Below are 12,539 nucleotides of genomic sequence, written 5' to 3'. Positions count from 1 at the left end.
CGATGACGAAAATTGTATTTATGGGTACACCAGATTTTTCAGTTCCTGTTCTTGATATGCTTGTAGAAGAAGGTTATAGCATTGTTGGTGTAGTGACACAACCAGATCGTCCCAAAGGCAGAAAAAGAGTGCTTACGCCTCCTCCTGTTAAGGTGGCTGCAGAAAAGCATGGACTTCCGGTGTTACAACCTGAGAAAGTGAAAGACCCTGCACAGCTTCAGCCTATTCTAGATTTAGAACCTGATTTGATCGTAACGGCTGCATTTGGACAAATTCTACCAAAACAGCTGCTTGATGCACCGAAATACGGTTGTATTAATGTTCATGCGTCATTGCTACCTGAGCTTCGCGGAGGCGCACCGATTCATTACTCTATCCTACAGGGGAAAAAAGAAACGGGCATTACGATCATGTATATGGTTGAGAAATTGGACGCAGGCGATATCCTAACACAGTCCGTTGTCCCTATTGAAGAACGTGACAATACTGGAACACTTCATGATAAATTAAGTGTTTCAGGCTCTGAGCTTTTGAAAGAAACGTTGCCAAAGCTCCTAAATGGTGAATTAACTCCTGTACAGCAAAACGATGAAGAGGCTACTTTTGCCCCTAACATTAAACGAGAGCAGGAGAAGATCGACTGGACGAAGACTGGTGAAGAAATTTATAACCATGTACGTGGATTGCATCCATGGCCAGTCGCGTTTACAGAGTATGATGGAAAAGTGATGAAGATTTGGTGGGCTGAGAAAGTAGAGAGTGCTGAGAAGGCAGATCCAGGTTCTGTTTTATATACGGATGCAGATGGTCCGGTCGTAGCAACAGGCAACTCAACAGCAATCAAGTTAACGGAGATTCAACCATCAGGCAAAAAACGTATGACATCCGCACAGTATTTACAAGCAAGAACATTCGAGAAAAATGAGAGATTTGGTGAATAGTATGACAAATGTAAGAGAAGCAGCACTTGATGTAATTGAAAAGATTAACAAAAACCAGGCATACAGCAATTTATTGCTGAATGAAACGATTAAGAAGCATAAGCTAAGCCGGAAAGATACAGGCTTATTAACAGAAATCGTATACGGTACGATTCAGCGAAAGAATACACTGGATTTCTACTTAGATGATTTTCTAACAAATCGTAAGAGAATCCAGACGTGGGTCATTTCTCTCTTGCAACTTTCTCTTTATCAAATGGTTTATCTTGATCGTGTACCAGATCGCGCCATCATCCATGAGGCAGTTGAAATAGCAAAAAAACGTGGACACAAAGGCATTAGTGGAATGGTGAATGGGGTACTTCGCAATACCCAAAGAAAAGGACTGAAGAATCCTGAAGATATTGAAGATGTCGCGGAACGCATTTCCATTGCGAAAAGTCATCCGCTCTGGCTCGTCAAACGCTGGATTGATCAGCTTGGTGTGGAAGCGACAGAGGCGATGTGTGAAGAAAATCTTCTTTCTCCATATGTGACAGCGCGTGTGAATATGGTACGAACTTCTGTTGATCAAGTTATCGAAGACCTGAAAAAAGAGGGTGTTGAAGCTGTAGAAGGTAGTCTTTCAGTAGATGCCGTCAAGGTGATCCAGGGGAAAGTGCTTGATACTGAAGTGTATAAGCGCGGCGATTTAACCATTCAAGATGAAAGCTCGATGCTTGTTGCAAGAGCGCTTGGAATTGAGCCAGGTCAAAAAGTCCTCGACGCTTGTGCAGCTCCTGGTGGTAAATCTACTCATATTGCAGAAAGACTTAACGGATCAGGACATGTGAATTCACTTGATTTGCATCCTCATAAAGTTAAATTAATTAAAAAACAGGCACAGCGTCTTAATCTCCGCGCTATTGAAGCAGAAACGCTCGACAGTAGAAACGTTGCCGATCGGTTCAAGGCAAAATCATTTGATCGTATTCTTGTTGATGCGCCGTGTACAGGCTTCGGAGTGCTAAGAAGAAAACCAGACATTAAGTGGTCAAAGAAAGAAGATGACATTGAGCGGATTACAAGTGTTCAGAAAGGCATCCTTGCTTCTCAAGCTTCTCTTTTAAAACCAGGTGGAAAAATGGTTTACAGTACGTGTACAATAGAAGGAGCAGAAAACCAGGAAGTGGTAAAACAGTTCCTTGAAGAGCATCCTGATTTTTCATTAGATGAATCATTCTCAAACCGATTACCAGAAAAAGTAAGAACGTATTGTGAAGATGGACAGTTACAGTTGCTACCACAGTATTTTGGTACGGATGGATTTTATATCGCGTGTTTAGTTAAAAAATAATGCTGAGTGCTGGTGAATCGTCTTGTAAAAGGCGATTCTTCCCGCATTCTTGTGATAAGAGGAGACGGGGTAATCACATGCAAGCAATAGCATTAACTGATCAAGGACAAGTAAGGGCATACAATGAAGATAGCACGAAGGTTGTGCACAATAGTCTAAATGAGTATCTCGTAATTGTTGCAGACGGGATGGGCGGTCATCAGGCAGGTGACGTTGCCAGTGCTCTAGCAGTTGAATCGATGGAAATGAGTTGGGAAGAAGAGAAAGCTGGATTTCGCCCGGGAAGAGCGGAAGCATGGCTATTACATACCATTCGTAAAGCGAATGAAACAATCCTAGCCTTTTCTAAAGAAAAACCTGAATATTCCGGAATGGGGACGACTCTTGTAGCAGCTATATGTACAAATGAGTTTATTACAATTGGTCATGTAGGCGATAGCCGCGCATACTTATTCGGCGATCGTGTTCTTGATCTAAAAACAAGTGATCATTCACTTGTGAATGAACTCGTAAAAAGTGGTCAGCTCTCAGAAGAAGAAGCAGAAGATCATCCTCGAAAAAATGTATTATTACGTGCGATTGGAACAGATGAAAACGTTAAGGTAGACGTGCATACCTTTGAATGGGATGAGAATCAATCGGCCCTTTTTTGCTCAGATGGTTTAACGAACAAAGTTTCTGATCGTGAATTAGAGGAAGTTATGAACTCTGACCGATCTCTCCACGAGAAGGGAACAGAACTCATTCGCTTAGCAAATGAAGCAGGCGGAGAAGATAACATCACAGTTGCGATTATTGAGAATTCCTCTATTTCTGGAAGTGAAGGCTCATGCTAGGAAAGCACATAAATGGACGTTACAAACTGCTTGAAGTCATTGGTGACGGCGGAATGGCAATCGTCTATCGAGCTTTAGATTTAATTCTGGATCGTACAGTTGCTGTCAAGCTGCTTCGGCCCGAATTTTCTCAAGATGATGATTTTATAAAGCGATTTCGAAGAGAAGCAGAATCTGCAACGAGTCTAGCTCATCCTAATATCGTTTCCATCTTTGATGTAGGGGAAGAAGAAGACTTCTACTATATCGTCATGGAATACGTACCGGGAACAACGCTTAAGCAAAAAATTCGCAACCGTGGAGCACTGCCGATTGAGGAAGCCATTGATATTATGAAGCAAATGACGTCCGCAATTGAGCATGCACATGAGAATCACATCATCCATCGAGATATCAAACCTCATAATATTCTAATAAACGACTACGGAGAAGCAAAAGTAACGGATTTTGGAATTGCGATGGCCGTGACATCTGCAACAATTACGCATACTAACTCCGTTCTTGGCTCTGTGCATTACTTCTCACCTGAGCAGGCGCGGGGCGCTGTAGCAAATGAACGGTCAGATATTTATTCTCTTGGTGTCGTTCTTTACGAAATGGTCACGGGTGTTCTTCCCTTTTCGGGTGATTCCCCCGTATCTGTTGCCCTAAAGCACTTACAAGATCGTTTTCCTAAACCAAGCCTGATTAACACTTCTCTTCCGAAAAACGTGGAACATATTATTATGAAAGCTATGGCAAAAGACCCTGTTCAACGCTACCAAAACGCGGAAGAGCTTTATGAAGCGCTTGAGATGTCGCTAAGTCCAACTAAAATTTACGATAAAGCACCTGAGCAGGATGATGCAGATGCCACAAAAGTGTTGGCACCAGTAACTCCTGGCCGTCTTGGTGACAAAATGCAGGAGACAAGGCCTCAAGAACCTGTGCAAACGACAGAGTCTGATGATCCGCCACCTAAAAAGAAGAAAAAGGCCGGTAAGATTGCTGTTATTGTTTTAGTGATTCTCCTCCTCTTAGGTGGTGCAGCCGCGCTTGCATTTACTTTTATCCCTGATCTCTTCTCAGTAAGTGATGTGGAAGTTCCTGACGTATCTGGAATGACTTATGAAGAAGCAAGATCAGCCCTAATCGAACAAAAGCTGGATGTAAAAAAAGAAGAGCAATTTAGCGAAGAAATCGAGGAAGACGATGTTATTAAGCAGGATCCAACATCAGGTACGATGGTGAAGGAAGATAGCGCCGTTACTTTATATGTCAGTGAAGGTGCTGAAAAAACAGAGCTTGATGATTTTATCGGTAAGTCAAAAGATGAGGTTGAACCGTTATTGAAAGAGCAAGGCTTTAAAGGTGTGAAGTATGAAGGTGAATACCGAGATGACCCTGAAGGTGAGATCTATGATCAAAATCCTGAGGCTGGGAAGCTGGTGTTACCAACAGAAGATCGAATAATCATATGGTATAGTTTAGGACCTGAACCATTCCCATTAGAGGATTTAAAGGAAAAGACAAAAGCAGAAGTGGAAAGCTATGCAGATGATAAAAAGCTAAATCTCTCTTATAATGACCCTGAATTTAGTGAATTTGTTGAAGATGGTAAAGTCGTCTCTCATTCACCAGGCACTGCTGCGGAAGTGAAAGCTGGCGATGAGATTACAATTACTTTATCGAAAGGTCCAGAACCCGAACCAGAGCCAGAACCGGAACCAGAGCCGGAACCAGAACCGGAGCCAGAACCAGAGCCAGAACCAGAACCAGAACCTTCGCCGGAAGATGAGGCAATCGTTGTTCCAAATTCGTTTAAAATCGATGTAAAAAAGGGAGAAGAGCATTTAATTGAAATTCTCTACAAGGATTCAACGACAGAAGGAGAAGAAATTTCTGAAACGATCACCGAAACGAAAGAGATTAAGTTTGATTTAACCATTTACCCCGGTGAGGAAGCATCATATAAAACATATGTCGATGGGAAAGAAAAAAAGGAGAATTCAAAGACCATTACGTATGACGAAGCGAAACAAAAATATGGAAAAAATGAGTAAGGAGTCCTACATGGCAGATGGAAGAATAATTAAAGCGCTTAGTGGCTTTTATTACGTGCAGGATGAAGAGAATAAGGAAATTTATCAGTGCAGAGGAAGAGGGAATTTTCGGAAGCGAAAAATCACGCCACTTGTTGGTGATTTTGTAAGGTATGAAGCCGAGAACAAAACGGATGGCTATGTATTGGAAATAAAGGAAAGAGAAAACGAATTGGTTCGACCACCTATTGCTAATGTTGATCAGGCATTTCTTGTTTTCTCAGCGACGCAACCTACGTTTAACACACAGCTTCTTGATAAATTTCTTGTGCACATTGAAGCTAGTGATATTAAGCCAATCATCTGTATTACTAAGATTGATTTGGTTGCAGAGGTGGAAGAAAGTGAGATCATGGCTTATGCTGATGATTATCGTGAGATTGGATATGACGTCATCGTTTCTTCTGCTCAAAGCCTTTCAGGCGTTTCAGAAATCGAGCCTTATTTCCAAGAAAAGGTAACGGTGTTTGCAGGACAGTCAGGAGTAGGGAAGTCTTCCTTATTAAACGCTATTAATCCTGACCTTGAACTAGATACAAGTGATATATCGACTCACCTTGGCCGAGGAAAACATACGACGCGACATGTAGAACTTATTCTTTTCGGCTCAGGCCTTGTGGCAGATACTCCTGGATTTAGCTCATTGGATTTTAGAGGAATTGAAGCCGATGATCTTTGGCTCTACTTCCCGGAGATCAGAATGAAAAGCAGTGAATGTAAATTTCGCGCTTGCACCCACCAATCAGAGCCGGGTTGTGCAGTAAAAGTAGCCGTCGAAAAAGAAGAGATTCAAGCGTATCGCTATGACCATTATTCTTCTTTCTTCCAGGAAATCAAGGACCAAAAACGGAGGTATTAATTATGATAAAAATCGCCCCTTCTATTTTGGCATCAGACTTTGCCAGATTAGGTGAAGAAGTAAAAGACGTAGAAGCAGCAGGTGCTGACTATATTCACGTAGATGTGATGGACGGTCATTTTGTTCCGAACATTACGATTGGTGCACCAATCGTACGAGCTCTTCGTCCAGTGACATCACTACCGCTTGATGTTCATCTTATGATAGAAAATCCTGACCAATATATCGAAGAGTTTGCTGAAGCTGGAGCAGATATTTTGACCGTCCATGCAGAGGCTTGTCCGCATCTCCACCGCACTATTCAGCTCATTAAAAGTAAAGGTGTGAAGGCGGGTGTTGTGATTAATCCTGCGACGCCGGTTGATTCCATTAAGCACGTGATTGAGGATGTAGATCTAGTTCTATTAATGACGGTCAACCCAGGTTTTGGTGGTCAAGCTTTTATTGAGAGAGTTCTTGCGAAGATTACGGAAACGAAGCAGTTAGCAGATTCTCTTGGTGTAGCTCCTGAAATCGAAGTAGACGGTGGTGTGAACGCGGAGACGGCTCGTGCATGTATTGAAGCAGGTGCCACTGTTCTCGTAGCGGGTTCAGCCATTTATAATCATTCTGATCGGAAAGCAGCCATTGATCAGATACGTCAATCATAAAACAGCGGGGCTCCTCCCGCTGTTTTTTAATAAGAATTTATACAAAAGTTTAGGTTATGGAGGAATTATGATTCATGAAGAAAGATAATCGACTTCTTTTGCTTGTAGAAATAGCTTTAATGGCTGCGGTTGGAGTGATTTTAGACTTATTATCACTCAGGCTTTGGCCAAATGGCGGCTCTGTGTCGCTAGCAATGGTACCTATTTTTCTAATTGCTTATCGAAGAGGACTTGGTGCCGGTTTAACGACAGGGCTATTAGTTGGTATTTTACAACCTCTAATCGTGCCGCCTTTTTATGTGCATCCTATTCAATTTCTATTAGATTATCCAATTGCATTTATGGTTGTCGGTATGGCTGGGATTTTTAGTGTCAAAGTTGACGAGGCGAAACGGAAGCGCATCACCATGATCATTCTTGGCTGTTTAACCGGATCATTGCTTCGACTTGTGAGTCATTTTATATCTGGGGTGATCTGGTTCGGCGAAATGGCACCAGAAGGTACCCCTGTGGCCTTATATTCCTTTCTTTATAATGCATCTTATTTGTTACCAACTGCTGCTGTATCAATTGTCGTCCTGGCGCTGCTCTCACATCAAGCACCTAAGCTGGTGCATGAGCAATGAGGAAGCCTATTTATATTGTTGCAGGAGGGCCGGAAGAAGATCTTCCAACTCATCTTTTGACTGAAAGAAATGTAAGGTGGATTGGGGTCGACCGAGGCGTCTATACGCTTCTGAAAAACAACATTATTCCTGAACATGGATTCGGGGATTTTGACTCAGTAACCAATGAAGAAAGAGAATGGATGGAGTCACACGATTTATCGTTTACCGTCTATCCTTCTGAAAAGGACCACACAGATTTAGAAATCGCTCTTGATTGGGCCATCGATGAAGATCCTGAAGAGATTACAATGTATGGGGTAACGGGTGGTAGGCTTGATCATAGCTGGATGAATGTTCAGATGTTAATTAAGGGCGTGAAGTCACACGTGAAGCTTGCTATTGAGGATAAATTAAATCGATTGGAAATGAAAGAGCCTGGCACATATACTGTCCAAAAGGATCATCGTTTTCCCTATATGTCTTTTCTCTCCTTTACTCCTGAAGTCAAAGGTTTAACGCTAATTGGATATCGTTATCCCCTTAAGAATAGACATATTTCATGGGGGTCAAGTTTATGTATTAGCAATGAACTGATCGAGGAAAATGGGTCTTATTCATTTAATCAGGGCATACTATTGGTGGTAAGAAGTTCGGACGCCGAGCAGGTTTAGGTACTATTTTAATTTCGGCGAATATAATAGTAATGCATCTTATATTCTCATATTGTTCATCCTGGGGTCCATCTTTGACTTTCTGAGGAGGGGGAAATATGAAGTTCTATACGATTAAATTACCAAAGTTTCTCGGCGGTTTTGTGAGAGCAGTGCTAGGGTCTTTCAAAAAAAATGAATAGCTTAGAAACAAAAAAAAGCACCCGTGTGGGTGCTTTTTTGCATGTTACTATGCGCGTTCGATTTTGCCTGATTTAAGAGCACGAGCAGATACATAAACTTTCTTAGGTTTACCATCTACCATGATGCGTACCTTTTGAAGGTTAGCACCAAATTTACGTTTAGTTGTATTCAACGCGTGAGAACGTTTGTTACCAAACGAAGTTTTGCGTCCAGTGATTGCACATTTAGCCATTGTTTCTACCTCCTTACTGTCCTACATTGCACAAGAAGTGCAGGATAAATCCTCCACTATAGTATCATGTAGGTGTAGTGAATGCAAGATGTTTAACACGTCTTATCAAGAAAAAAACTTAACAGTAAAAGCTTATCATATTAGAGGTTTTATACGATGAACTTTTATTATGACTAATAGTGTAGTAAAATAACGGTAGCTGTGCATAGGATTTATTTATTTATTATTTTGGCTATGTAAGCTTATAGTGTTGAATTCTCGATTTTGGCTCATTTGCTTGAAACATTCGTTTTACTCATCGTTCAGTAACTTAGCCATTATTTTATGAACAGAATCTATACGAGGATAGAAGTAGTCAAAAGATCAGTACCCAAATCGCTAAGGGAGGAAATATAATGGCAATTGAAATGAAAACCCAATATGGACAGATTGATATTTCGACGGAAGTAGTCGCTGCGATTGCAGGTGGCGCTGCGATTGATTGTTATGGTATTGTTGGAATGGCTTCACAAAAGCAATTGAAAGATGGTATTACAGAACTATTGGGAAAAGATAACTTTAGCAGAGGGATTGTCGTTCGCAAAGAAGAAGACGATGACCTTAACATTGACATGTATATTATCGTGAGCTATGGTACTAAGATTTCTGAAGTAGCCCACAATGTGCAAACAAAAGTGAAATATCAGCTTGATCAAATGCTTGGGCTATCAATTGATTCAGTAAACATATACGTCCAAGGGGTTAGAGTGACGAACCCTTAAACGGAGTTAGGAGGAAAAGTCTGTGACGATTCAAAAGATTGATGGGAAGCGTTTTGCGCAAATGGTCCTTGAAGGAGCAAACAATCTTTCAAAGAATGCCAAGATGGTAGATGCGCTTAATGTTTTTCCAGTGCCGGATGGAGATACTGGTACAAACATGAACTTAACAATTACGTCTGGAGCAGCTGAAGTTAGATCGAGCAGCTCAGATAAAGTAGGAGATGTCGCATCTCTTTTTGCAAGAGGATTATTAATGGGCGCACGGGGAAACTCTGGCGTAATTCTTTCTCAGCTATTTCGAGGATTTTCGAAATCGATCGAAGGAAAGTCTGAGATCACAAGTGTAGAACTAGCCGCTGCTCTTGAAAACGGGGTGGATTCTGCCTATAAAGCCGTTATGAAACCAGTGGAAGGTACAATTCTTACAGTAGCTAAAGACGCTGCTCGAAAAGCAGTGAAGTCTTCAAAGAAAATATCAGACGTGGTTGAATTAATGCAGGTAGTAGTTAAAGAGGGGAAAGAATCCCTCAATCGTACTCCTGATCTTCTTCCAGTTCTGAAAGAAGTCGGTGTCGTTGACTCAGGCGGCCAGGGACTTTTACTTATTTATGAAGGGTTTCTAGCGGTTCTAGAAGGAAAAGAAACGCCCGATTCATCCGTTGATCAAGAGAAAATGGACGAACTCGTTAGAGCTGAGCACCACAAAAGTGCGCAGGGTCATATGAAAACGGAAGACATTGAATTTGGTTACTGTACAGAGTTCATGGTTCAATTCGAAAATGAGAAGCTTGCAAAATCGCCATATGATGAGGAAGCATTCCGAAACGAACTCGATAAACATGGGGATTCGCTTTTGGTCGTATCTGATGAAGATCTCGTTAAAGTACATATGCATACAGAGTACCCGGGAAATATTATGACGTATGCACAGAATTACGGGAGCTTAATTAAAATTAAGATTGAGAATATGCGTGAGCAGCATTCTACAATTTTAAAAGAAGAACGTCCCGAGCCTGCTAAGCAGGAGAAGCCGGCGGAACGAAAAAAATACGGAATTATTACGGTTTCCATGGGAGACGGAATCGCTACTTTGTTTGAAAGCTTAGGTGCGAATTATGTGATCCCAGGTGGCCAGACGATGAACCCAAGTACTGAAGATATCATTAAAGCGATTGAAGAAGTTTATGCTGAGAATATTATTATCTTACCGAATAATAGTAATATTGTGATGACTGCACAGCAGGCAGCTTCAGTCGTAGATGAGAATGTAATTGTGATTCCTTCTAAAACAGTTCCTCAGGGTATTTCTAGTCTTCTTGGCTTCAATCCATCGGTTGATCCTGAAGCTAATGAGGAAGCAATGAAAGAAAGCCTGTCAGCTGTTAAATCAGGACAAGTTACGTTTGCGGTTAGAGATACAAAGATTGATGGTATCGATATTACGAAAGATGATTTCATGGGAATCGCAGATGGCAAAATTATTGTTTCTGAAAAGGAACGTCTTGAAGTCGCGAAGTCGCTTCTGTCTTCTATGATTACCGAAGATGATGAAATCGTTACGATCATATATGGTGAAGATACAGATCAAGAAGAAGCTGAAAGTATTGTTGCTTATATTGAAGAGCAGTTTGATGAAGTAGAAGTAGAACTTCACGAAGGTAAACAGCCGATATATAGCTATATCATGGCAGTGGAATAAATGTTTCATATTTGCAGAAAAAGAAACGTGGCTTGAGCCAGGTTTTCTTTTTCTGTAAAGAACATCTTTTGTGAGATAAAGTGTATATGGTGAAAGGTGGCATCAATGTGAAGTTTCGCAGTGTTTTTGACATTATTGGTCCTGTTATGATTGGTCCTTCAAGCTCCCATACGGCTGGAGCAGCAAGAATTGGTCGAGTTGCTAGACATTTGTTTGGTCGTGAGCCAAAGACAATTACAATTTCTTTATATGGTTCATTTGCAAGAACGTACAAAGGACACGGTACGGATGTTGCCCTAATCGGTGGCGTGCTTGATTTTGATACTTACGATGAGCGAATAGTGAATGCGCTTACAATTGCGAAAGAGAAGAAAATCAAAGTTCGTTTTACTGAAGAAGATGCCTTAACAGATCACCCTAATACTGCTCGAATTCATCTCACTGATGAGAAGGGTGAACTTGAGCTTGTCGGGATCTCGATAGGTGGAGGTAAAATTGAAGTCATTGAGTTAAATGGGTTTGCGCTCGGTCTTTCAGGGAACAGTCCAGCTATTCTTGTAGTCCATAATGATCGTTTCGGTGCCATTGCAGGTGTATCTAATACATTAGCAAAACATGAAATTAATATCGGTCATATGAACGTTTCGCGAAAAGAAAAGGGCAAGGAAGCATTGATGACGATTGAAGTGGATCAAAATATCCCTCAAGTTGTATTAGATGAGGTTGAGTCATTACCGAATATTATTCAAGTCGCAAAAATTAGCGATTAAGATATAGAGGAGGAATGGGAATGTTTCGTAACGTAGCAGAACTAGTAGAGTTAGCGCAATCGAAAGATAAACCAATTTCTGAAATTATGATAGAACAGGAAATGGATTTCAGAGGAAATACCCGAGAAGAAGTTTATGCTCAAATGAAAAATAACCTTGTTGTTATGGAGCAAGCAGTTGAACGGGGAATTAATGAGGATGTTCGCTCTCATTCAGGATTAACTGGCGGAGATGCAGTGCTGCTTCAAAACTATATGAAGACAGGGAATTCACTGTCTGGACAAACAATGCTTGATGCGGTAAGTAAAGCGATCGCTACGAATGAAGTGAATGCAGCGATGGGAACCATTTGTGCGACGCCAACAGCAGGGTCTGCAGGAGTGGTGCCTGGGACACTCTTTGCAATTCGAGAGAAAGTGAATCCTACAGAAGAGCAGATGGTAAGATACCTCTTTACTTCAGGAGCATTTGGGTTTGTTGTAGCTAATAATGCTTCCATTTCAGGTGCTGCAGGTGGCTGTCAGGCTGAAGTAGGATCAGCAACTGGGATGGCTGCGGCAGCGATTGTAGAATTAATGGGTGGTACTCCTGAACAATCTTCTCATGCGTTTGCGATTGCACTTAAGAACATGCTTGGTCTTGTATGTGACCCTGTAGCTGGACTTGTCGAGGTTCCTTGCGTTAAGCGAAATGCCATGGGCGCTTCCAACGCACTAGTTGCAGCAGATATGTCTCTTGCGGGCATTACAAGTCGCATTCCTTGTGATGAAGTGATTGATGCAATGTACAAAATTGGGCAATCTATGCCTTCTACTCTTCGAGAAACGGCTCAAGGAGGACTTGCAGCAACGCCAACTGGCCGAGAGTTAGAAGCGAAAATATTTGGAGTATCCCTTGATAGGAAATGAGTGA

The 12,539-nt window shown here is 41.5% G+C and carries 14 protein-coding genes; 13 read left to right on the top strand and 1 reads right to left on the bottom strand.

Translation table 11 applies throughout. From position 1 onward, the window contains the following. The first annotated feature begins 2 nt into the window (after positions 1-2). The 9 genes from fmt to spoVM all read left to right on the top strand — a co-directional run bounded on the left by fmt (position 3) and on the right by spoVM (position 8,164). The gene (gene fmt, locus ABVF21_RS02905) at positions 3-941 is read left to right on the top strand and encodes a methionyl-tRNA formyltransferase (RefSeq protein WP_303531234.1); all 939 of its coding nucleotides are present in this window, start codon (positions 3-5) and stop codon (positions 939-941) included. A gap of 1 nt (position 942) precedes the next feature. Then, entirely contained in the window at positions 943-2,277 is a 1,335-nt protein-coding gene (gene rsmB, locus ABVF21_RS02900) for a 16S rRNA (cytosine(967)-C(5))-methyltransferase RsmB (RefSeq protein WP_303531236.1), read from the top strand. 77 nt (positions 2,278-2,354) lie between these two features. Next, positions 2,355-3,113 carry a Stp1/IreP family PP2C-type Ser/Thr phosphatase gene (locus ABVF21_RS02895; protein ID WP_371017449.1) on the top strand — a complete coding sequence of 253 codons (759 nt, stop codon included), beginning with the start codon at positions 2,355-2,357 and terminating at the stop codon, positions 3,111-3,113. Next, positions 3,107-5,155, top strand: a complete 2,049-nt coding sequence (gene pknB / locus ABVF21_RS02890) for a Stk1 family PASTA domain-containing Ser/Thr kinase (RefSeq protein ID WP_371017448.1) — start codon at positions 3,107-3,109, stop codon at positions 5,153-5,155. Before ABVF21_RS02895 ends, pknB begins: the two co-directional genes overlap by 7 nt. 10 nt (positions 5,156-5,165) lie before the next feature. Further along, entirely contained in the window at positions 5,166-6,053 is an 888-nt protein-coding gene (gene rsgA, locus ABVF21_RS02885) for a ribosome small subunit-dependent GTPase A (RefSeq protein WP_371017447.1), read from the top strand. Between the two features lie 2 nt (positions 6,054-6,055). Beyond that, complete coding sequence (gene rpe, locus ABVF21_RS02880; RefSeq protein WP_303531240.1) at positions 6,056-6,703, top strand: ribulose-phosphate 3-epimerase; 648 nt, start codon at positions 6,056-6,058, stop codon at positions 6,701-6,703. A gap of 74 nt (positions 6,704-6,777) precedes the next feature. Continuing rightward, the gene (gene thiT, locus ABVF21_RS02875; protein ID WP_194221385.1) at positions 6,778-7,329 is read left to right on the top strand and encodes an energy-coupled thiamine transporter ThiT; all 552 of its coding nucleotides are present in this window, start codon (positions 6,778-6,780) and stop codon (positions 7,327-7,329) included. Beyond that, positions 7,326-7,982 carry a thiamine diphosphokinase gene (locus ABVF21_RS02870; protein ID WP_194221386.1) on the top strand — a complete coding sequence of 219 codons (657 nt, stop codon included), beginning with the start codon at positions 7,326-7,328 and terminating at the stop codon, positions 7,980-7,982. Before thiT ends, ABVF21_RS02870 begins: the two co-directional genes overlap by 4 nt. Positions 7,983-8,080: 98 nt before the next feature. Continuing rightward, positions 8,081-8,164 (top strand): stage V sporulation protein SpoVM, encoded by an 84-nt coding sequence (spoVM, locus tag ABVF21_RS02865; protein WP_048309835.1) that lies wholly within the window; start codon positions 8,081-8,083, stop codon positions 8,162-8,164. Between the two features lie 47 nt (positions 8,165-8,211). Here the strand turns inward: spoVM and rpmB are convergent, their stop codons facing one another. After that, positions 8,212-8,397 (bottom strand): 50S ribosomal protein L28, encoded by a 186-nt coding sequence (rpmB, locus tag ABVF21_RS02860; protein WP_098443343.1) that lies wholly within the window; start codon positions 8,395-8,397, stop codon positions 8,212-8,214. 395 nt (positions 8,398-8,792) lie between these two features. Here rpmB and ABVF21_RS02855 point away from each other — a divergent pair, with 395 nt between their 5' ends. The 4 genes from ABVF21_RS02855 (at position 8,793) to sdaAA (ending at position 12,535) form a co-directional block, all read left to right on the top strand. Next, a complete protein-coding gene (locus ABVF21_RS02855; protein ID WP_194221387.1) occupies positions 8,793-9,158 on the top strand; it encodes an Asp23/Gls24 family envelope stress response protein in 366 nt (121 codons plus the stop codon). A 22-nt stretch (positions 9,159-9,180) separates the two neighbouring features. Continuing rightward, positions 9,181-10,857 carry a DAK2 domain-containing protein gene (locus tag ABVF21_RS02850; RefSeq protein WP_371017446.1) on the top strand — a complete coding sequence of 559 codons (1,677 nt, stop codon included), beginning with the start codon at positions 9,181-9,183 and terminating at the stop codon, positions 10,855-10,857. Between the two features lie 107 nt (positions 10,858-10,964). Continuing rightward, on the top strand, positions 10,965-11,627 hold the full coding sequence (sdaAB, locus tag ABVF21_RS02845) for an L-serine ammonia-lyase, iron-sulfur-dependent subunit beta (RefSeq protein ID WP_303531246.1): 663 nt from the start codon (positions 10,965-10,967) through the stop codon (positions 11,625-11,627). A gap of 20 nt (positions 11,628-11,647) precedes the next feature. Further along, positions 11,648-12,535: an L-serine ammonia-lyase, iron-sulfur-dependent, subunit alpha gene (gene sdaAA / locus ABVF21_RS02840; RefSeq protein ID WP_303531247.1), complete on the top strand. Its 888-nt coding sequence runs from the start codon at positions 11,648-11,650 to the stop codon at positions 12,533-12,535. Positions 12,536-12,539: the final 4 nt, after the last annotated feature.

It is taken from the genome of Pseudalkalibacillus sp. JSM 102089, from assembly GCF_041366475.1.
Classification (GTDB): Bacteria; Bacillota; Bacilli; order Bacillales; family Guptibacillaceae; genus Guptibacillus; species Guptibacillus hwajinpoensis_B.
Note: the sequence above shows the minus strand (reverse complement) of the source record. Positions and strands in the feature narration are given on the sequence as shown.

Coding starts and splice junctions, on each gene's coding strand:
- fmt (WP_303531234.1), top strand. CDS start 3: ATGACGAAAATTGTATTTATGGGTACACCAGATTTTTCAGTTCCTGTT.
- rsmB (WP_303531236.1), top strand. CDS start 943: ATGACAAATGTAAGAGAAGCAGCACTTGATGTAATTGAAAAGATTAAC.
- ABVF21_RS02895 (WP_371017449.1), top strand. CDS start 2,355: ATGCAAGCAATAGCATTAACTGATCAAGGACAAGTAAGGGCATACAAT.
- pknB (WP_371017448.1), top strand. CDS start 3,107: ATGCTAGGAAAGCACATAAATGGACGTTACAAACTGCTTGAAGTCATT.
- rsgA (WP_371017447.1), top strand. CDS start 5,166: ATGGCAGATGGAAGAATAATTAAAGCGCTTAGTGGCTTTTATTACGTG.
- rpe (WP_303531240.1), top strand. CDS start 6,056: ATGATAAAAATCGCCCCTTCTATTTTGGCATCAGACTTTGCCAGATTA.
- thiT (WP_194221385.1), top strand. CDS start 6,778: ATGAAGAAAGATAATCGACTTCTTTTGCTTGTAGAAATAGCTTTAATG.
- ABVF21_RS02870 (WP_194221386.1), top strand. CDS start 7,326: ATGAGGAAGCCTATTTATATTGTTGCAGGAGGGCCGGAAGAAGATCTT.
- spoVM (WP_048309835.1), top strand. CDS start 8,081: ATGAAGTTCTATACGATTAAATTACCAAAGTTTCTCGGCGGTTTTGTG.
- rpmB (WP_098443343.1), bottom strand. CDS start 8,397: ATGGCTAAATGTGCAATCACTGGACGCAAAACTTCGTTTGGTAACAAA.
- ABVF21_RS02855 (WP_194221387.1), top strand. CDS start 8,793: ATGGCAATTGAAATGAAAACCCAATATGGACAGATTGATATTTCGACG.
- sdaAA (WP_303531247.1), top strand. CDS start 11,648: ATGTTTCGTAACGTAGCAGAACTAGTAGAGTTAGCGCAATCGAAAGAT.